Annotated in this window: 18 protein-coding genes; 6 read left to right on the top strand and 12 right to left on the bottom strand. The window is 70.8% G+C overall.

The window, feature by feature from the left end; all coding sequences use genetic code 11:
* The first annotated feature begins 77 nt into the window (after window positions 1-77).
* The gene (locus tag BM424_RS09395; protein ID WP_093415386.1) at window positions 78-1,004 is read left to right on the top strand and encodes an aldose 1-epimerase family protein; all 927 of its coding nucleotides are present in this window, start codon (window positions 78-80) and stop codon (window positions 1,002-1,004) included.
* A gap of 25 nt (window positions 1,005-1,029) precedes the next feature.
* On the opposite strand, the gene BM424_RS09390 is transcribed toward BM424_RS09395, so the two are convergent.
* Window positions 1,030-2,169 carry an acyl-CoA dehydrogenase family protein gene (locus BM424_RS09390; protein ID WP_093415385.1) on the bottom strand — a complete coding sequence of 380 codons (1,140 nt, stop codon included), beginning with the start codon at window positions 2,167-2,169 and terminating at the stop codon, window positions 1,030-1,032.
* 126 nt (window positions 2,170-2,295) lie between these two features.
* Between BM424_RS09390 and BM424_RS09385 the strand changes: the two genes are divergently transcribed.
* The 3 genes from BM424_RS09385 (at window position 2,296) to BM424_RS09375 (ending at window position 5,571) form a co-directional block, all read left to right on the top strand.
* The gene (locus BM424_RS09385) at window positions 2,296-2,961 is read left to right on the top strand and encodes a TetR/AcrR family transcriptional regulator (protein ID WP_093415383.1); all 666 of its coding nucleotides are present in this window, start codon (window positions 2,296-2,298) and stop codon (window positions 2,959-2,961) included.
* Entirely contained in the window at window positions 2,958-3,887 is a 930-nt protein-coding gene (locus BM424_RS09380; RefSeq protein WP_093415382.1) for a carbohydrate kinase family protein, read from the top strand. Before BM424_RS09385 ends, BM424_RS09380 begins: the two co-directional genes overlap by 4 nt.
* Window positions 3,888-4,266: 379 nt before the next feature.
* A complete protein-coding gene (locus BM424_RS09375) occupies window positions 4,267-5,571 on the top strand; it encodes a citrate synthase (protein ID WP_093415380.1) in 1,305 nt (434 codons plus the stop codon).
* 266 nt (window positions 5,572-5,837) lie between these two features.
* Here BM424_RS09375 and BM424_RS09370 read toward each other — a convergent pair whose 3' ends face one another.
* Window positions 5,838-7,412: a glycerol-3-phosphate dehydrogenase/oxidase gene (locus BM424_RS09370; protein ID WP_093415379.1), complete on the bottom strand. Its 1,575-nt coding sequence runs from the start codon at window positions 7,410-7,412 to the stop codon at window positions 5,838-5,840.
* Entirely contained in the window at window positions 7,409-8,068 is a 660-nt protein-coding gene (locus BM424_RS09365) for a TetR/AcrR family transcriptional regulator (protein WP_093415377.1), read from the bottom strand. Before BM424_RS09365 ends, BM424_RS09370 begins: the two co-directional genes overlap by 4 nt.
* A gap of 17 nt (window positions 8,069-8,085) precedes the next feature.
* On the opposite strand from BM424_RS09365, the gene BM424_RS09360 reads away from it, so the two are divergent.
* The gene (locus tag BM424_RS09360; RefSeq protein ID WP_093415376.1) at window positions 8,086-9,723 is read left to right on the top strand and encodes an FAD-binding oxidoreductase; all 1,638 of its coding nucleotides are present in this window, start codon (window positions 8,086-8,088) and stop codon (window positions 9,721-9,723) included.
* A gap of 10 nt (window positions 9,724-9,733) precedes the next feature.
* Here BM424_RS09360 and BM424_RS09355 read toward each other — a convergent pair whose 3' ends face one another.
* The 9 genes from BM424_RS09355 to BM424_RS09315 all read right to left on the bottom strand — a co-directional run bounded on the left by BM424_RS09355 (window position 9,734) and on the right by BM424_RS09315 (window position 17,676).
* Window positions 9,734-10,471, bottom strand: a complete 738-nt coding sequence (locus tag BM424_RS09355) for a GNAT family N-acetyltransferase (protein ID WP_139274034.1) — start codon at window positions 10,469-10,471, stop codon at window positions 9,734-9,736.
* Window positions 10,472-11,368: 897 nt separating this feature from the next.
* A complete protein-coding gene (locus BM424_RS09350) occupies window positions 11,369-11,740 on the bottom strand; it encodes a hypothetical protein (RefSeq protein WP_093415373.1) in 372 nt (123 codons plus the stop codon).
* The gene (locus BM424_RS09345; RefSeq protein ID WP_093415371.1) at window positions 11,733-14,564 is read right to left on the bottom strand and encodes an FtsK/SpoIIIE domain-containing protein; all 2,832 of its coding nucleotides are present in this window, start codon (window positions 14,562-14,564) and stop codon (window positions 11,733-11,735) included. Before BM424_RS09345 ends, BM424_RS09350 begins: the two co-directional genes overlap by 8 nt.
* Window positions 14,565-14,689: 125 nt before the next feature.
* Window positions 14,690-14,941 (bottom strand): hypothetical protein, encoded by a 252-nt coding sequence (locus BM424_RS09340; protein ID WP_093415370.1) that lies wholly within the window; start codon window positions 14,939-14,941, stop codon window positions 14,690-14,692.
* A gap of 2 nt (window positions 14,942-14,943) precedes the next feature.
* Entirely contained in the window at window positions 14,944-15,204 is a 261-nt protein-coding gene (locus tag BM424_RS09335; protein ID WP_093415368.1) for a hypothetical protein, read from the bottom strand.
* Window positions 15,205-15,343: 139 nt separating this feature from the next.
* Window positions 15,344-15,754, bottom strand: coding sequence for a hypothetical protein (locus tag BM424_RS09330; protein WP_093415367.1), 411 nt, complete (start codon window positions 15,752-15,754; stop codon window positions 15,344-15,346).
* A 49-nt stretch (window positions 15,755-15,803) separates the two neighbouring features.
* The gene (locus BM424_RS09325) at window positions 15,804-16,142 is read right to left on the bottom strand and encodes a PRC-barrel domain-containing protein (RefSeq protein WP_093415365.1); all 339 of its coding nucleotides are present in this window, start codon (window positions 16,140-16,142) and stop codon (window positions 15,804-15,806) included.
* Window positions 16,143-16,254: 112 nt separating this feature from the next.
* Window positions 16,255-17,058, bottom strand: a complete 804-nt coding sequence (locus BM424_RS09320) for an alpha/beta hydrolase (RefSeq protein ID WP_093415364.1) — start codon at window positions 17,056-17,058, stop codon at window positions 16,255-16,257.
* Window positions 17,059-17,148: 90 nt separating this feature from the next.
* Window positions 17,149-17,676, bottom strand: a complete 528-nt coding sequence (locus tag BM424_RS09315; RefSeq protein ID WP_245775727.1) for a DUF4232 domain-containing protein — start codon at window positions 17,674-17,676, stop codon at window positions 17,149-17,151.
* Between the two features lie 363 nt (window positions 17,677-18,039).
* On the opposite strand from BM424_RS09315, the gene BM424_RS09310 reads away from it, so the two are divergent.
* Entirely contained in the window at window positions 18,040-18,831 is a 792-nt protein-coding gene (locus tag BM424_RS09310; RefSeq protein WP_093415362.1) for a GH25 family lysozyme, read from the top strand.
* Window positions 18,832-18,933 lie beyond the last annotated feature (102 nt).

Raw genomic sequence — 18,933 nt, 5'->3', positions numbered from 1 at the left:
TTTCTTCGACCATCGGGAGGCGGTTCCCGGTGCCGTTCGCGGTGCCGGGGATCGCCTCCTGGTCGTAGAGTGGCGGCGTGCATGATCCTCTTCCCGCCACCGGCAGGCAGTTCGAGATCGCCTCGGGGACCGCGAGGGCGGTCATCACCGAGTTCGGCGCTGCGCTGCGCTCCTACACCGTCGACGGCGTGCCGTTCACCGAGACCTTCGACGCCGAGCGGCTCCCGCCGTCGGCGGCGGGCGCGGTGCTGGTGCCGTGGCCGAACCGGGTCGCCGACGGGCGCTGGGCGCTCGACGGCGAACCGCAGCAGCTCGCGCTGACCGAGCCCGACCGGCACAACGCCATCCACGGCCTGCTGCGGCACGAGCCGTGGTCGATCGTCGAGCACACCGACTCCGCCGTCGTGCTGCAGGCGACCGTCTCGCCCCGTCCGGGCTGGCCGGTGCCGCTGCTGACCTCCATCGGCTACGCGCTCGACGGCGACGGGCTCACCGTGACCCACACCGTGGAGAACCTGGGTGGGCGCGCGGTTCCCTTCGGCGTCGGGGTGCACCCGTACCCGCGCGCGGGCAACGTCGAGACCGACGAGTGCACGCTGCGGCTGGCCGCCTCGACCGTGCTGCCCGTCGACGCCGACCGGTTGCTGCCGGTCCGCCCGCCGCGGGCGCTGGAGGGCGACGAGGTCGACTTCCGCTCCGGTCGCCGCCTGGCCGGGGTCTGGCTGGACACCGCCTTCGGCGGCGCCGCCCCGGCCCCCGACGACCCGGCGGGCCTGGTCCGGCACTCGCTGACCGGCCCGGACGGCCACGGCGTGCAGCTGTGGGCCGATCCGGTGTTCAAGTGGGTGCAGGTCTACACGGCGGAGAACTTCCCCGAGCGCGGCCGGGCCATCGCCATCGAGCCGATGACCTGCCCGCCGGACGCCCTCAACTCCGGAACCGACCTCATCACCCTGAACCCGGGCGAGGCCTGGACCGCCCACTGGGGCCTCACGCCCCTCTGACCTGCGTGGAGGTCGCTACCGGCACTCACCCGGCGAGGTGGCGGCCGATGACCATGCGCTGGATCTGGTTGGTGCCTTCGAAGATCTGCAGGACCTTGGCTTCGCGCATGTAGCGCTCGGCGGGGAAGTCGGTGGTGTAGCCGGCGCCGCCGAGGACCTGGACCGCGTCGGTGGTGACCTTCATCGCCGCGTCGGTGGCCACCAGCTTGGCCACCGACGCCTGCTCGCCGAAGGGGAGTCCGGCGTCGCGGCGGCGGGCGGCGTCGAGGTAGGTCGCGCGGGCGGAGTGGATGGCCGCGGCCATGTCGGCCAGCATGAACTCCACGCCCTGGAACCGGATGATCGGCTGCCCGAACTGGCTGCGCTGCTTGGCGTAGTCCACCGCGAGGTCCAGCGCGGCCTGGGCGAGCCCGACCGCGCAGGCCGCGATGCCCAGGCGCCCGGAGTCGAGCGAGCACAGCGCGATCTTGAGTCCGTCGCCCTCCGCTCCGATCAGCCGGTCGGCCGGGACGTGGGCGTCCTCGAAGTACAGCGGTGTCGTGGGTGACCCGGTGAGTCCCATCTTGTGCTCGGGCGGTCCCGCCGTCAGGCCCGAGGTGGTGGAGTCGACGAGCAGGCAGCTGATGCGGTGCGGGCCGTCGCCGGTGCGGGCCATGAGCGTGTAGAAGTCGGCCTCGCTGCCGTGGGTGATCCACGCCTTCTGCCCGTTGATCACGTACTCGTCGCCGCTGCGCTCGGCGCGGGTGCTCAGCGCGGCGGCGTCGGACCCGGCGTGCGGCTCGGACAGCGCGTAGGCGCCCAGGCTCGCGCCGCCGATCATCTCCGGCAGCCACCGTTCGCGCTGGTCGGCGGTGCCGAAGCGGGAGAGCGGGAAGCAGCTCATGGTGTGCACCGACAGGCTCACGCCGACGGTCATCCAGGCGCTGCTGATCTCCTCCAGCACCTGCAGGTACACCTCGTAGGGCTGCGCGCCGCCGCCGTGCTCCTCCGGGTAGGGCAGGCCGAGCAGCCCGGCCTCGCCGAGCAGCCGGAACGCGTCGCGCGGGAACTTGCCCGCGGCCTCGTCCTCGGCGGCGCGGCCGGCGAGCTCCTCGCGGGCGATCTCGCGGGTCAACGCGAGCAGATCTGCGGCTTCCTCGGTGGGAAGCAGGCGGTCAACGGTCATGGCGCGCTCCCGCGGTCCAGTGTGCGTAGCCGGTGTGCGTACTGCAATCAGTACTGTAGGCGGTACGCCAGTACTGTCAAAAGGTCTGCTCGGATGACTAGAGTTCCTGTGGCAGGCTTTGCGCTGATGAGCACCTCACGAGCCGAGCGGACGCTGAATCCGAGACGAGCCGATCTGCTGGACCGGCTGCGCGATCTGTTCCTGGCCGAGGGCTTCGCTCACTTCACCCTCGACGACCTGGCCGCGCGGCTGCGCTGCTCGAAGTCGACGCTCTACACGCTGGCCGGCAGCAAGGACCAGCTCGCGGTCCGCGTCGTCGCGCACTACTTCAAGAACGCCACCGAGGACATCGAGCGCCGCACGAGCGTCGCCGAGGACGCGCGCGAGAAGGTGCGCGCCTACCTCGACTCGGCCGCCGAAGCGCTGCGGCCCGCGTCCCGGGAGTTCATCAACGACATGGCCGCCAACCTCGCGACCCGCGCCACCTACGAGGCCAACGCGCACGCCGCCGGAGACCGGCTGCGCGGGTTCATCACCGAGGGCGTGCGGCAAGGTGTGTTCCGCGAAGTCCACGCCGGATTCGTCGGTGAGATGGTCGGCCGGACCATCGCCGGCATCCAGCGCGGCGAGATCGGCGAGCGCACGGGGTTGTCCGACGCCGCCGCGTTCGCCGCGCTGTCGCAGTTCCTGCTGGGCGGGCTGGCCCAGGACGAGAAGTCCGAAGCAGACCCATTCGAAGCGGATCCATCAGGCGTGGACCCATCAGACGTGGACACAGTGGAGGAAAAGTGATCGTCATCGGCGGAGAGGCCCTCGTCGACCTCGTGCCGCATCCGTCCACCCCGGACGGAGAGCTCGGCCCGCTGCACCCGTTGCTCGGCGGCGGCCCGTACAACGTGGCCATCGCGCTGGGCAGGCTCGGTGCGCCCGTCGCGTTCTACGCGAAGCTGTCCACCGACCAGTTCGGCGACCGGATGCTGACGCGGCTCACCGAGTCCGAAGTGGACACGTCGCTGGTGCAGCGCGGGCCCGAGCCCACGACGCTGGCCGTCGTCGGGCTGGAGCCCAACGGCTCGGCCCGCTACAGCTTCCACACCGAGGGCACCGCCGCGCGCTTCGTCGCCGACCAGCCGCTGCCGGCCGAGACCACCGCGCTGTGCCTGGGCACGCTGGGCATGGTGCTCGAACCCGGCGCCACCACCTACGAGAAGGCGCTGTTCCGCGAGGCCGAGCGGGGCGTGTTCATCGCGCTGGACCCCAACGTTCGCGCCGACCTCATCGCCGACCCGGACGCCTACCGCGCGCGGTTCGCCTCCTGGCTGCCCTCGGTCGGCCTGCTCAAGGTCTCCGACGACGACGCCGAATGGCTCGCTCCCGGCCGCGACGTGCTCGACGCGGCCCGCGAGTGGCAGGCGCAGGGACCGGCCGCGGTGGTGGTGACCAGGGGTGCCGACGGGATTACCGCGGTCACCTCCGAGGGCGAGGTCACGGTGCCCGGCCGCCGGGTCGAGGTCGCCGACACCATCGGCGCAGGCGACACCGTGCAGGCCGCGCTGCTGGCCTGGCTGGACCGCAACGACGCGCTGTCGCCGGAGAAGGTCCGCGCGCTCGACGCCGGGCAGTGGGAGCGGGCGCTGTCGTTCGCCGCGTCCGCCGCGGCGATCACCGTCTCGCGCGCGGGCGCCGAGCCGCCGTGGTCCTCGGAGCTCGATGCGTGATCGAAATCCATCCGGGGGGTGGCGAACACGCCCTGTGAGCTCACGCGCCTGACTGCGGAAGACGGAGTCCGGATTAGACCGATCGGATTTCACGCGTGGTCACGATGGTGGTCTCACGCGGTGGCGGAGCGTCGACAACGGCGCTCCGGCTACCGGTAAGTGTGATGTGATCGTGGTCCCACCTGCAAAAAAGAGGAAACGCGATTGCTGCGCGGGGACCCTCTCGCGGTCTAGCGTGACTACTGACAGGACCCCAACGGGGTGGTGCTGCGACGGTTCGGACACCCCGACCGGAGCGCGGGCGACACGAGCCCTGCCGCTTGGCTGGGCAATCGCGGTCGTCACCACGCACCCCTTGACGAGCGCGAGAGGTTCCCGAATGCCCGACGACGTGACCGCCAAACGTACCGTCGCGCTGCGCTATGACGCCGGCGAGCACGAAATGCAGGTGACGCAACCGACCGAGGGCGCGCCTGGCGTCGATCTCGGCAAGCTGCTGTCTCAGACCGGTTTGGTGACGTTGGATCCGGGCTTCGTCAACACGGCAGCCTGCCTTTCCGACATCACCTACATCGACGGCGACGCCGGCATCCTCCGGTACCGCGGGTACCCCATCGAGGAGCTCGCGGCGAAGTCGAACTTCATCGAGGTCAGCTACCTGCTCATCTACGGTGAGCTGCCGACGCAGCAGGAGTACGACGCGTTCTCCGAGCGCATCAAGCGGCACACGCTGCTGCACGAAGACCTCAAGCAGTTCTTCGACGGCTTCCCCCGCGACGCGCACCCGATGCCGGTGCTGTCGTCCGCGGTCTCGGCGCTGTCGACCTTCTACCAGGACGCGCTCGACCCGTTCGACAAGGACCAGGTCGAGCTGTCCACGGTGCGCCTGCTGGCGAAGCTGCCCACCATCGCGGCCTACGCCTACAAGAAGTCGGTCGGTCAGCCGTTCCTGTACCCGGACAACTCGCTGGGGCTGGTGGAGAACTTCCTCCGGATGACCTTCGGCTTCCCCGCCGAGCCCTACGAGGTCGACCCGACCCTGGCGCGCGCGCTGGACCTGCTGTTCATCCTGCACGCCGACCACGAGCAGAACTGCTCGACCTCGACGGTGCGCATGGTCGGCTCGTCCGAGGCCAACATGTTCGCCAGCGTCTCGGCCGGCATCAACGCCCTGTTCGGGCCGCTGCACGGCGGCGCCAACAGCGCGGTGCTGGAGATGCTGGAGGGCATCCAGGCCAACGGCGGCGACGTGGACGCGTTCGTCGAGCGGGTGAAGAACAAGGAGCCCGGCGTTCGCCTGATGGGCTTCGGCCACCGGGTCTACAAGAACTACGACCCGCGCGCGGCGATCGTCAAGAAGACCGCCGACGAGGTGCTGTCCAAGCTGGGCGCCAACGACCCGCTGCTGGACATCGCCCTGCGGCTGGAGGAGAAGGCGCTGGCCGACGACTACTTCGTCTCGCGCAAGCTCTACCCGAACGTGGACTTCTACACCGGCCTGATCTACAAGGCGATGGGCTTCCCGACGAAGTACTTCACGGTGCTGTTCGCCCTCGGCCGCCTGCCCGGTTGGATCGCGCACTGGCGCGAGATGATCGAGGACCCGGCTCGCAAGATCAGCCGTCCGCGTCAGGTCTACACCGGTTCCGCCGAGCGCGCCTACACGCCGATGGACCAGCGCTGATCCGATTCGGAACCGGCCTGCTCGGTCCGGCCTGAATCGTTACCTGAATCCAGTCGGAGGCCACGGTCTCTGACCACGCAATGGGCCCCGGAGAGCCCGGCCACAAGGCCGGCCCCGGGGCCTTTCTGCATCCACCCCCGGCACCCGACACACCCCAGCGGTCAAAAACCGCAGGATTTGTCGGGTCGAAAACCGCAGGTTTTGTCGGGTCGAAAACCGCAGGATTTGACCCGACAAAACCTGCGGTTTTCGACCTGGGAGGGGTGTCAGGGGGTTTCGATTCCGGTGAGGGATCTGGTGACGAGGTCTTCGACCTTGGGGAGGGCTGCGGTGCGTTCGGTCGGGTTGAGGCCGAGGCGGGAGCGGCGGTCGAGAACGTCGTCGGCGTCGAGGGCGCCTTCGTGGCGGACCGCCCAGAGGACTTCGGCGGCGGTGAGGTGGACGCCGTCGGCGACCGGCTCGGCGAGGTCGGGGTCGAGCTCGGCGAGCGCGGCGACGCGGGCGGCCTCGGTGCCGTACTTGGCGACGAGGGTGGCGGGGGCCTCGACGTCGGTGAGGTGCCGTCGATGGGCCGCCCCGACCAGCGGGATCTCGGTGGTGCGCGACGGGCCCGCCGACAGGCCGCGGGTGCGCACGGCCGCGTCCACCGCGTCCGCGGCCATCTTCCGGTAGGTCGTGAGCTTGCCGCCGACGACCGTGACGATCCCTTCCTCCGACGTGAGCACCGCGTGGTGGCGGGACAGGTCCGCCGAGTCCTTGCCGTCCTGCTGCAGCAGCGGCCGCAGGCCGGCGAACGAGCCGAGCACGTGCTCGCGGGTCAGCGGCACGCCCAGCGAGTCCCGGATCCCGGCCAGCAGGAAGTCCACATCGGACTCGGGCACCTCCGGGACGTGCGGGACCGGTCCGGGCGCGGGCTCGTCGGTGAGGCCGAGGATCGCGCGACCGTCGGGCAGCGGGATGAGCAGCAGGAAGCGTCCCGACTCGCCCGCCATCGGCGCCACCACGGCGGTTCCCGCCACCCCGGCCGCGTCGGCGTCGATCACCAGGTGCGAACCGCGCGACGGGCTCAGCCGCACCTCCGGCACCAGCTCCCCGGCCCACACGCCCGCGGCGTTGACCACCGACCGCGCCCGGATCCGCAGCGACTCGCCGCTGCGCGCGTCCACCACGTCGGCGCCACCGCCGTCGAGGGACTCCACCGCGCAGCGGGTGAGGACGCGCGCGCCGAACCCGGCCGCCGTGCGCGCCAGCGCCACCACCAGCCGCGCGTCGTCGACGAGCTGCCCGTCGAAGCTGAGCAGCCCGCCCCGCAGCCCGGCCTGCCGGATGCCCGGCACGAGCGCGAGGGCTTCGGCCGCCGGGATCCGCTTGGGCGGCGGCAGCACGTCCGAGGGCGTCCGCGCGGCGCGACGCAGCGCGTCCCCGGCCCGCAGACCCGCGTGCAGGACGAGTTCCTGCCGCCGGGACACGGTTTCGTGCAGCGGGATGATCTGGGGCAGCGGGCGCACCAGGTGCGGGGCCGTGCGGGTCATCAGCACGTTGCGCTCGACCGCGCTCTCCCGGGCCAGGGCGACGTCGCCGTGCGCGAGGTAGCGCAGGCCGCCGTGCACGAGCTTGCTGGAGAAGCGGGACGTTCCCCACGCGAGGTCCCGGGCTTCGACGAGCGCGACGGACAGTCCCCTCGCGGCCGCGTCGAGGGCGACCCCGGTGCCGGTGACGCCGCCGCCGACGACGAGCAGGTCGACTTCCTGCTCCGCCGCCGCGTGCAGGTCGTCCTTCAACCGGGCGGAGTTCAGCGAGGTGGCGCGCAGCGATCCGGCGGGAAGCGGCGTGGTGGTCATGCGGGGCTCCTTGGCTGGAGGGCGCCTTCGGGTCGGAGGGCGCCGTCGAGGAGGAGGGCGAGTTCGTCGGTGAGGGCGTCGAGGTCGAGGTCCTGGCTGGCCGGTCCGGCGGAGATGACGAACGACTGGGTCAGCAGCAGCAGCGAACGGGCCTGCACCGCCACGTCGCCGGGGCGGATCGACCCGTCGGCGTGCCCGGCCGCGAGGTGTTCGCGCAGGAACCCGTCGGCGGCGAGCTGCGTGCTGCCGAGCCGTTCCACCAGGTAGGGCAGCAGCAGTTCGGCGTCGGTGTCGAGGACCCGCTGCAGCAGCGGGGCTTCGTGCAGCAGCCGGATGCCGCGCACCATGCCGCTGACCAGCCGCGATCGCGCGTCACCGGTTCCCGCGGCCTGCTGGGCCCGGGCCAGGACCTCGCCGAACTCGACCGTGACGAGGGTGGTCACCATGCTGCCGATGTCGGGGAAGCGGCGGTAGAGCGTCATCCGGCTGACCCCGGCGGTGCGGGCGACCTCGGTGAGCGTGGTGCGCCGCACGCCCTTGGCGAGCACGCACTCGCGGGCCGCGCGCAGCAGGTCGGCGTCGTCGACGCGGTTGGCCGCCGGGCGCCTGCCGGTGTGCCCGCTGACCCGATCGACGCTGTGACATTCCGACTTCATGTGTCACACTCTAGCCCGTGAACGGCCAGATCGAACACACCCTTCGCGGCAGCTGGACCCCGTCGGGGGCCGCCGCCGCGCACCTGTCCCCGGCGGCGCTGCGCTGGCTGCGCAACCGCATCGGACTCGCCGAGACGACCACCCCCGCGGTGCCGTCCTCCCTGCTCGACGTACCCGCGAGCGCCCTCGGCGACACCCCGCGCGCCGAGCTGGAGGCGCTGCTGGGCGAGCGCCACGTGCTCACCGACGCCGCCGCGCGCCTCGGCCGGGCCGGGGGCATGTCCTACAGCGACCTGATGCGCCGTCGCGACGGCGCCGAGCTCGCCGTTCCCGACGCGGTGCTGCTGCCCTCCGAACCCGAGCTGGTGCAGGGCGTGCTGGAGATCTGCGCCCGCCACGACATCGCGGTCGTGCCCTTCGGCGGCGGCACCTCGGTGGTGGGCGGGGTCGACGCGCTGCGCGGCGGCAAGAGCGCCGTGGTCGCCCTCGACCTCGTGCGGCTGGACCGGCTGGTCTCCCTCGACCCCGACTCGCGGATCGCCGTGCTGCAGGCCGGGATGCGCGCCACCGAAGCGGAATCGCTGCTGGCCGCGCACGGTTTCACCCTCGGGCACTTCCCGCAGTCGTTCGAGCGGGCCACCATCGGCGGGTTCGCCGCGACCCGCTCGGCCGGTCAGGCGTCCTCGGGGTACGGGCGGTTCGAGGACATGGTGGAGGGCGTGCGCCTGGCGACCCCGGCCGGTGAGTGGAAGCTCGGCGTCGCACCGGCCTCGGCGGCCGGGCCCGACCTGCGGCAGCTGGCGATCGGCAGCGAGGGGACCCTCGGCGTCATCACCGAGGTCGCCGTGCGCGTGCGACCGGTCCCGCGCCGGACCCGCTACGAAGCGCTCGTCGTCGACGGCTGGCAGGCCGGTGGCGACGCGGTGCGCGCGCTCGCGCAGGACCGGGTGCTGCCCGACGTGACCCGGCTGTCGGACCCGGACGAGACCGAGGTGCAGTTCGCGCTGTCCGGGCAGCTCAAGGCCCGCGCGCTGGGGAACTTCCTGCGCGCCAAGGGCGTCCGCAACCCGTGCCTGCTGGTGCTGGGCTGGGACGCCGGTTCCCGCGCCGAGCTCGCGCAGCGCCGCAAGGCCGCGCTGCGGTCGCTGCGGGACGTGCGGACGGTGCGGCTGGGCCGCGCGGTCGGCGAGTCCTGGCGCGCGCACCGTTTCGCCGGACCCCGGCAGCGCGACGCGCTGCTCGACCGGGGCGTGTGCGTGGAAACCCTGGAGACCGCCACGACGTGGAGCGGGCTGAGCGAGCTGCGCTCGGCCGTGCGCACCGCGCTGGTGCGCAACCTCAACTCGAGCAGCAGGCCGCCGATCGTGATGTGCCACGTCTCGCACGCCTACGAGACCGGCGCCTCGCTGTACTTCACGGTGCTCGCCCCGCGCGACTCCGAGCAGGCCCTCGGCCAGTGGCAGCGCGCGAAGGAGGCCGCCTGCGACGCCATCGCCGGGCGCGGCACCATCAGCCACCACCACGCCGTCGGCGTCGACCACCGGCCGTGGCTGCGCGAGGAGATCGGGGACCTCGGCGTCTCGGTGCTGGCGGCGGCCAAGCGCGCGGTCGACCCGACCGGAATCCTCAACCCGGGCAAGCTGATCCGCGACTGAGCACCGCTGCTCACCGGCGGGCGGCCGAGATCGCGGTGTACCGGAAGCCCAGCCGCCGGTACACCCGCAGCGCCGGTTCGTTGTCCGAGTCGGCCATCAGCACCACGTCGCCGAGTCGGGCGAGCTCGCGGGTGAGGAAGGTGCACACGCGGGTCGAGAGCCCCTCGCCGCGGTGGTCGGGGTGGGTGGCGACGCCGGAGATGTAGCGCAGGCCCGGGGCGGGCCAGGAGTCGCCGGCGACCGAGATCGGGGTGCCGCCGGCGTCGCGGATCCCCGCCCACCGCAGCGCGCCCGGGTCGTCGGGGAACAGGTAGGAACCGGGGTTGGCCGCGCGCAGCAGCGCGTCGATCGCCGGGACGTCGGCCTCGGTCAGCCACTCGACGCCCGGGACGGGCTGTCGCGGCGGGTCGGCGGCGAGGTGCATCCAGCCGAAGGTCGCCAGCACTTCGGTCCCGAGCCGTTCGGCGACCCGCTCGGCCAGCGGGGCTTGCGCCAGCAACCGGACCTTCTCGCCGCGCACCGTCGGCAGGACCTCGCGCAGCAGCGCGACCACGTCGTCGACCTCACCGGCGTGCACGAGCCGGTCGGACCGGTTCAACCGAGGCGCGAACACCGCCACCGCACTCCCGCGCCGCCAAGCCCTCCCACGCTCGTGCGGATACCCGGGCTCCAGCGCCTGAGCAGCCCACCGCAGCATCAAATCCGACGACACCGCGGCCACTTCCGCCGCCGATCCCAGCTCGTCCACGACGTGGAGCCTAGTGCCGCCGGGCACCTCGGCCCCGCACCGACGGTGGTGGCCAGGGGACGGTTCTGGGATACGTTTCGCGACGATCGCGACTAGGCGACCCAAGCTTCAGTAGACGCGACCCGCTACGGGTACGTTTCGCGACGAACGCGACCAAGATGACCCAAGCTTTGGTAGACGCGACCCACTACGGGTACGTTTCGAGAGGCAGTGGCAATTTCTTCTGAAATTGGCAGACCCCACAACGCGAGGAAACCCCAAGACGAAGCCAATTTCTGGAGAAATTGCCACTCCGCACGCAAGCAGCTCGACCCCGCGAAGCGCTCCCGAAGAACCCCGTGGGGGTGGTGACAGTTTTCATGAAAACTGTCACCACCCCCACGGGGTTCCTCTGTGGAGAAGATCCCAACCCTCGAGGTGGTTGATCTGGGGTTTTGGGGTCCCGTCGTGTGGGTGGGGTGACAGTTTTCATGAAAACTGTCCCGACCCCTCGGGGGTCGTCTTGGGAGCGCTCCGCGGGGTACTTTGGGTGCGTGCGGAGTGACAATTTCTCCAGAAATTGGCTTCGTTTCGTAGTTTTCTCGCGTTGTGCGGTCTGCCAATTTCAGAAGAAATTGCCACTGCCTATCGAAACGTATCCGTAGTGGGTCGCCTCTACTAAAGCTTGGGTCGCCTCGGTCGCATTTCCTTGCGAAACGTACTCGTAGTGGGTCGCGTTTACCAAAGCTTGGGTCGCCTGGGTTGCGTTCCTTTTGAAACGTATCCGTAGTGGGTCGCGTCTACCAAAGCTTGGGTTGCCTTGGTTGCGTTCGTTGCGAAACGTATTCGTAGTGGGTCGCCTCTACTGAAGCTTGGGTCGCCTCGGTCGCGTTCCTTTCGAAACGTACCGGCGGAGGGTCACTTTCGGCGGCGTCCGAGGGGGAGGCGGGGTTTGGTGATGGCGGTGCGGAGGGCGTCGTAGGCCTCGTGCACCGCTATGCGGGACTCCATCGGCGTTGCGTCGGGGGCGCTGCGGTCCGGGGCCGGGACGCCGGAGGAGCGCAGCCAGCGCTCGTCCCAGACGACCTGCATCGCGGCCTTCCAGAGGCCCTTCACCTCGCTGACCAGCTCGTCGCGGGTCTGCTCGGACTCCTCCTTGCGCTGGTTGCCCTTCGCGACCTGCTCGCCGAGCTCCTTGGCGATCTCCCGCTCGTGCTTGCGCATCTCCTTGCCCGCGGCCGTGGCCAGGGCCGTCAGCTCGCGGTAGCGCTCCGCGGCGGTCTCAGTCACCGGCTTCCTCCCGCACTTCGGCTCGGGCGTTCGTCGAGGTCTCCCCGGGTTCCGTCGAGCGCTGGGCCGGGACGGTCGGGACGCCGCCGAGGTCGAAGGGCAGCACCACCTCGGGCCGGGAGTGCACCGACCGGTCGAAGAACAGGCCGCGACGCGACCGCGGCGACCAGTTCACCGGCTGGCCCGCGGCGAACGCGCTGAGCTCCTGGCCGTGCACGTCGAAGGCCACCCACGCGCCGATGTCGTCCACCGGCCCCATGCCCAGGGTGTTCTTCACCCGCTGCGCGCTGCGCCACCAGCCGAGCACGTGCACCCGGGATTCGGGGCCCTGCTTGAGGATCGTGCGCAGCGAGTCCAGCGCGCAGGCGCGCGTGACGGGATCCTTGCGCTCCAGCGTCGTCTGGGCCGCGTCGACCGCGTAGAGCACCACGCAGTGCCGGACCGCCGACGCGCCCGAACCGATGCCGGCGGCGATGCCGTCGAGCGTTTCGGCGATCCCGTCCAGCCCGACCACGTCGACCTGGTGGCCGCGTTCGGCCAGCTCGGTGGCCACCGAGCGCGCGGCGTCGTCGACGTCGTCGAGCAGCGAGCCGATGGTGAACCGGATCGTCCCCGGCTCGTGCTGCCGCGACAGCGACAGCGCCGCCGCGCCCAGCGCGCTGGTGGTGTCCTCGGGGACCGAGCCGATCACCGCGACGTTGCGGCCCGGCGAGCGCGACAACCGGACCGCGGCGGCGGTGCCCTCGACGTCGATGATCTGCCCGAGCAGCGCGCGCGGCGTGCTCACCGACGTGGTCAGCTTCCGGTAGTCCGCCAGCTCCGAGAGCTTCGGCAGGTTGGAGCCGTCGAACAGCCGGGGCGCGTGCGACCCGGCCGAGCGCCGCTGCCACAGCTTCTGCTGCAGCTCGTGGAAGGTGTCGCGGGCGGTGGCGTCGGGGATGCGGGCGATCTCGTTGCCGTGCTTGACGCCCGACTCGTGGTTGACCACGGCGTGCCAGCGCGGCAGCTCCATCGCCGCCTGGTTGTGCTCAGTGAGCACCCGCCGCGCCTTGGGCAGCGCGATGCGCAGGATGAACTGCTCGAAGATCGCGGGCTTGCCCCAGAACGCCTCGATGCCGGAGACGTCCTGGCTGGCCAGCACGAGGTGGATGCCCTGCGAACGTCCGCGCCGCGCAACGTCTTCCAGCAGCTTGGTAGCCTGCGCGGTCACCGGGTCGCGCTCGGCGAACAGGTACTGGAACTCGTCGATCACCGCGACGATCCGCGGCCAGCGGCCGGACGGGTCCTCGGCGCGCAGCTCTTCGAGCTTGGTGACCTCGTGCTGCTTGGCGACGTCGGCGCGTCTTCGCATCTCGTCGGACAGGAACCGCAGCAGCGCCAGGCCGAACTCGCGGTCGGTGTTGACGTTGACGCCGACCAGCTTGGCGTGCGGCAGCCAGCTGGGGTCGCGCTTGCCCGGCGTGAACTGGGCGAACGACACGCCTTCCTTGAAGTCCAGCAGGTACAGCTCCAGCTCGTCGGGCGAGTACCGGGCGGCCATCGCGCCGAGCATCCCGTAGAGGAAGTTGGTCTTGCCGGACCCGCTGGGGCCGCCGATCAGCGTGTGCGGGCTGGCGTCGCCTAGCCGGACCCACACCTCCTCGCCCTCGTTGAACCCGACGGGCGCCTGCAGCTCGGACCGCGAGTGGCACTGCCACAGCTCGTCGGGCAGCAGGTCGTCGAAGGTGCGGACCCGGGCGCGACGCGACTCGAACTCGGCCGCGATCGACCCGCAGGCCTTGGCGGCCTGGCCGCGGGTGGGCGGATCGTCCAGCGCCACAACGGCTTCCGGCCCGGTCATGCTGGTGCGGGCGCGGTTCTCGCCGATGAGCGTGATGGACTCGATGGAGCTGTTGACGGTCAGCGGCAGGTCGACGGTGATCAGCTGGATGCCGCAGGCCAGGCCGTTGCGGGCGATCCGCTGGAGCTGTTGCTGCTGCTCGTCGCGCAGCGGGTCGCCGTTGCCGAACAGCACCGCGATCCGCCACGGCTCGCTGCGCCTGCCGTGCGCGGCGGCCAGCGCGCGCAGCGTGGTGTGCTCACCGAGCAGGTCGTGGGAGTGGATGCGCTTGATGTGGTCGGAGAGCACGTCGAGCATGTCGCTCAGCCGCGTCGAGTCGTGGGCGGTGAGCAGCCCGGCGCTGCTGAGCGGGTGCAGGTCCGGCAGCGTGCCGGTCAGCCGGGCGATGTCCCAGCTGTGGATCCGCACCTGGCCGGGCTGGAAGTGGCTGACGATGCGCAGCAGCAGGTTCTGCACCAGCGTCTCGGCGGTCTCGGGCACGCCGTCGGTGGTGATGCGCAGGTGCGCGAAGTCCAGCGCCGGGACGACGGCGGGGAAGTCCGGCGACAGCGGGGAGTCCGGCACGCTCGCGGTGCCGATCCGCCACAGCTCGGGCGGGTTGGCGGCGTCGCCGTCGCCGAAGCCGCCGAGCCAGGTGTCGAAGGGTTCCGAGGCGCTGCCGGGGGAGTTGGCCTCGACCAGCTTGGCCAGCGACGGCGGGCCCTGCTCGGTCCAGTCCCGGTAGATCTCGTCGCGGTCGGCGAGCGCGCGGGCCAGCGCGGCCTGGAAGCGCGGGTCGGCCGGGTCGTCGGTGACCTGCTCGGGTTCGCGCTCGGCCTTGGCGGCGCCGGTCTGCGCGATGCGCAGCGCGTGCTCCTGCTCGGCGAAGGTGTCGAGCACCCGCTGGTGGGCGTTCTCGGCGGCCCCGAGCGCGTCGGAGATGCTGCGGCGCAGGTGCTCGAAGGCCGATTCGATGCGACTTCGCCGGTCACTGCGTTTCACCACACGCCACCCTCGGACACCGGGTTACGGAACGTGATCAAGGTACCACCTCGGAGTAAGCCCCGCCTAACCCATGCGTGAGCACGAATACCGCGCAGTGGGACGGAATTCTCCGCACCGGCTCTCCGCTACAGGCGGGTGGTGAAGTCGCGGATCGTGCTCAGCACCAGGTCGATCATCCGCTGCGCTCGTTCGACCTGGTCGTGGGTGCGGGGGAGCCCGGTGGGCAGGACGGTCTCGGGGTGCTCGGGGTCGAGCTGGACCAGCGCCTGCCGGGCCTCGTCGAGCTTGCCCTGGCAGGTGCCCAGGTGGGCACCCGCCTCCTCGAGGCTGCGCTCGATCTCCTGCAGCACTTGGCGGAGTTCGTCGACGGAGGACACCGCTACAGCCGTCCGGCGTAGCTCTCGGTGGAGGTGATCGTGGCCTGCAACGTGCCCTGCGCGCCGCTGAGGGTCTGCAGGACCTCGGCGAGCATGCCGTAGGCGTGCTGCATCTCGTCCTGGGCGGTGCCCTGGATGGCGCCGGAGAGGGCGGCCTGGGCCTCTTCGAGGACGAGGGCGGTCTGCTGGATGGACGCGACGCCTTCCTGCATCTTCTGGTTGGCCAGCGAGATGCCCGCGCGAACTTCTTCCACGCCTGCCATGCGGATGTGGTCCTCTCCAAGGGCGGTACGGCTCTGCAACGGTGCACAAGGTAGTGCCCAGCCGAGATCATCGCGCGGCCGGGCCGCCCTTGTTGATCACTGTTCGTTCCTGCCCTGCAGGGATGTTGGAATGAGTTGTCTACTGTGGATTGTTGAGCAGGGGTGCCCGCTCGGCTTCCTCCGACCACGTCTCGATGAGCAGCCGCTCGCCGGCCGGGACGAGCTCGCCGATCAGCTCGGGGTCGTCGACCACCGACCACGCGGTGGGCGGGGCGCAGGCGACCCGGTAGCGGGCGTACTCCGGCCCGAGCTCGCGCAGGAAGTTGCGCACGACGCGGGACAGCGCGGCCACGTGCCAGCCGGTCTCGCCGGTGCCGCGGCTCATGGTCAGCGACCAGCAGCCGGGTTCTTCGTCGGAGCAGTCGGCGACCGTGACGACCTCGGCGCCGACGCGTCTGAGCAGGCCCTCGCAGGCTTGTCTGGCCGAGGCCTCGTCCTGGGCTCCGACGACCACCGTGATGAGCAGTTCGAGCTCGCTGTGCGCGTCCATCGCGGAAGATTCTTCCGCATGTGCCCGCGAGTTCGAACGGCCGAGCGGGTCAGGAGTGGATATCGGTCTCGTCCGGGTCGGCGAGACCGTAGTAGGCGTAGAGGTCGCGGCCCTCGCTGTCGGTGAGCCGGCCACCGATCGCCTCGACGGTGGGAGCGTTGCGGACCCGGGCGCGCGAGACCGGGATGTCCAGCCGGTTCTCCGCCTTGGTCGCGCCGTCGAGCGGGACGAAGGTCTCGCGGACGCCGAGCAGACCCAGTCGCACCGTGACCCATTCGGGTTGGTTGGTGTGGTCGTCGACGTAGACGTTGCCGACCCGGCCGACCCGGTTACCGTCCTGATCGAAAACCGTTGTGCCGATCAGGTCCTGCGCGCGCTCGACGTTCATGGCAGCCCCCCGCTCTCCGGATTTCAAGCTGCCCGGGAGAGCGGGGGGCTGCAACCGCGCAAGCGACACGCCTCACCCGATCGAGTAATGATCGTCAGTATTAGTAACGGATCTAAGAATTCAGCGCTCGTCCGATGAAGTTCTGGACATCGGCCATGACCTCGGCCTTGTTGGTCTCGTTGAACAGCTCGTGGCGCGCGCCCGGGTAGATGTGCTCGTGGAACTCGGCGCCGCGGATCCGGTCGATGCCGGTGCGCGTGTCGGCCTCCGGCACCAGCTCGTCGTCCTCGCCGTGGATCCACAGCGTCGGGATCTCCAGCGTCGGCCCCTCGTTGATCGCCAGCAGGCAGTCGTCGATCGCCCGCAGCGTCGCGCGCTTGAACGGGCCGTGCCACACCAGCTCGTCGGCCAGGTAGGCCGCACCCACCTCCGGGTCCCGGGACAGCGTCGCCGGATCGATCGGGGTGTCCGGGATCTCGTCGTGCTCCAGCAGGTCCAGCACGTGCCAGGTGCCCAGCACCGGACCCGACAGCACCACGGCCGCCAGCTGCCGCTGGTGTTCCTGGGCGTAGCGCGCGGCGAGCATGCCGCCCATCGAGTGCCCGATCAGCACCACCGGCAGACCCGGGTGCTGCGCGGTGACCTCGCGGCGCAGCGTCTCCAGATCACCGACCAGCACCTCGGCGTCCTCGTAGTGGACCCGGTCGCCCGGGGAGCGGCCGTGGCCGATGTGGTCCGGCGCCCAGACCAGCGCCCGCGCGTGCACCAGCTGCTCGGCGACCCACTGGTAGCGCCCGGAGTGCTCGCCGTAGCCGTGCGCGATCAGCGCGATCCACCCCGGGTTCTCCGCCGACCACTCCCGCACGGCCAGCGGTCCCAGACTCCCCGCCACCTCGCGATCAGTTGACTCGATCATGTGGCCACCACAGCACAAACACCTTGCCGGGGCCACCACCGCCTGAAGGAGTTTTCGCGGTCGGTTCGCGCGGCGCTCCGCTCCGGGGTCTCAGCCCTGGTGGTAGGCGCTCTCGTCGATGGCTCCGCCGCCGCACACGGCGCCGCCGGTCCAGGCGACCGGGAGCCAGTCGGTCTCGTCGGGCGGGATGACCTCCAGGCCGGTGGCCGTGGGCTGGCACGGGTAGCCCTCGCCCTCGTGCGGCACGGCCGTCCAGTGCAGCGACGCCGAGGCCGACTCGCCCGGGTCCAGGCCGATGAGCGTCGGTCCCGGGTTGTCGGTGCGGGTGACCTCGGTCGGCAGCGGGTTGCCCGCGTCGTCGACCAGCTGCATGCCGCCGTAGCCGTAGAGCGTGCAGTAGGCGCCGCTGGAGTTGGTCAGCGTCAGGTCCGCGTAGCGCTGGCCCGCGCCCGCGTCGACCCGCGACATGCTGCCGCTGAGCTGCGAGGTGTGGCAGCGCGGATCGCGCGGTTGCGGCGCGTCCTGCGCGTGGGCCGGCAGCGCTGAGCCCGCCAGCGCTCCAGCGGCCAGCAGGCCTGCGGACGTCTGCAGAATGCGCGTACCGATGTGCCGGTTCACGACCATCACCCCCGTTCCCGCCGCCCCCAGCGGGTTCGCGTGTTCGGGCCCTGGTGTTCGGGTCCTTCTGTTGGGTAGACGTCCGCCGGCGGAAATGGTTGCCCGCGCCGGGAAATCGGCGGTGCTCCGCGGGTCCGACCCCACTGTGCATCGTGTGAAGAAAACTCGCGACTGGGATCAGTGGATAGCGCGATCGGGTGAGTAGAAATACGCACCGACTGCATTGCGTGCCGCTTTCCTCGGGCTTTCGGCCTGTGATCTTAACCCGGATGGCGGAACTTCCTTTTTGTTTGACTTCGATAGTTTGAGCAGCGGCAGAGGCCACGAAGTCAGGGCGGCCAGAACTTCAGGGGGTAGAGAATCATGGCCGAACGCATTCCCGGTATCGACGTCGCGAGATACCAGGGCGAACCGGACTGGGGAGCCGTGCGCGGCGCCGGTTACGTCTTCAGCTACATCAAGGCCACCGAGGGCATCGGGTACGTCAGCCCCACGCTCGACTCCCAGCTCAACGGGGCGCGCGGGGCCGGCATGGTGACCGGGCTGTACCACTTCGCCCGGCCCGACACCAACACTCCGCAGCAGGAGGCCGCCGACTTCGCCGCGCAGCTGGCGCGGACGAACTCCGCGGGACCCGGCAACCTCCCGCCGTGCCTGGACATGGAGACCGAGGCGCCCAACCTCGGCGGGTGGATCAAGGGGTTCATCGACGCGCTGCGCGGCCACACCGGCCGCAACGAGATCGTCGTCTACGCGTCCACCTCGTGGTTCCAGGACAAGCTCGCCACCGACACCTGGGTCGACCCGGGCGTGTTCCTGTGGGTCGCGCACTACGGGCGCAACCCGGGTGAGCCCGGGTACCTGACCGACCGCGTCGTGATGCACCAGCACGCCTCCGACGGGCAGGTTCCCGGCATCGCAGGCGACACCGACCTCAACGTGTCGCTGGTGCCGCTGGAGGTGCTCACCGGCGCGGGCGCACCGCCGCCCCCGCCGCCCGCGCCGCCGCAGGAGACCTACGTGGTGCAGCCCGGCGACACGCTGTCGGAGATCGGCGCCAAGCTCGGCGTCGACTGGCGGGAGATCGCGCGCGTGAACGGAATCGCCGACCCGGATCTGATCTACGTGGGGCAGGTCCTGATCATTCCCCGCTGAGATTCCTCTCAGTTCGAGCCCGGCACCCAGTCGTGAAATGCGGTGCCGGGCATCACATTTCAGCGCTCGCATTTCCTTTCGGAAAAGGTTGGTCCACGGATC

The organism is Saccharopolyspora flava (assembly GCF_900116135.1).
GTDB lineage: Bacteria > Actinomycetota > Actinomycetes > Mycobacteriales > Pseudonocardiaceae > Saccharopolyspora > Saccharopolyspora flava.
The sequence above is the reverse complement of the archived record's forward strand: the minus strand, read 5'-3'. Positions and strand labels throughout refer to the sequence as shown.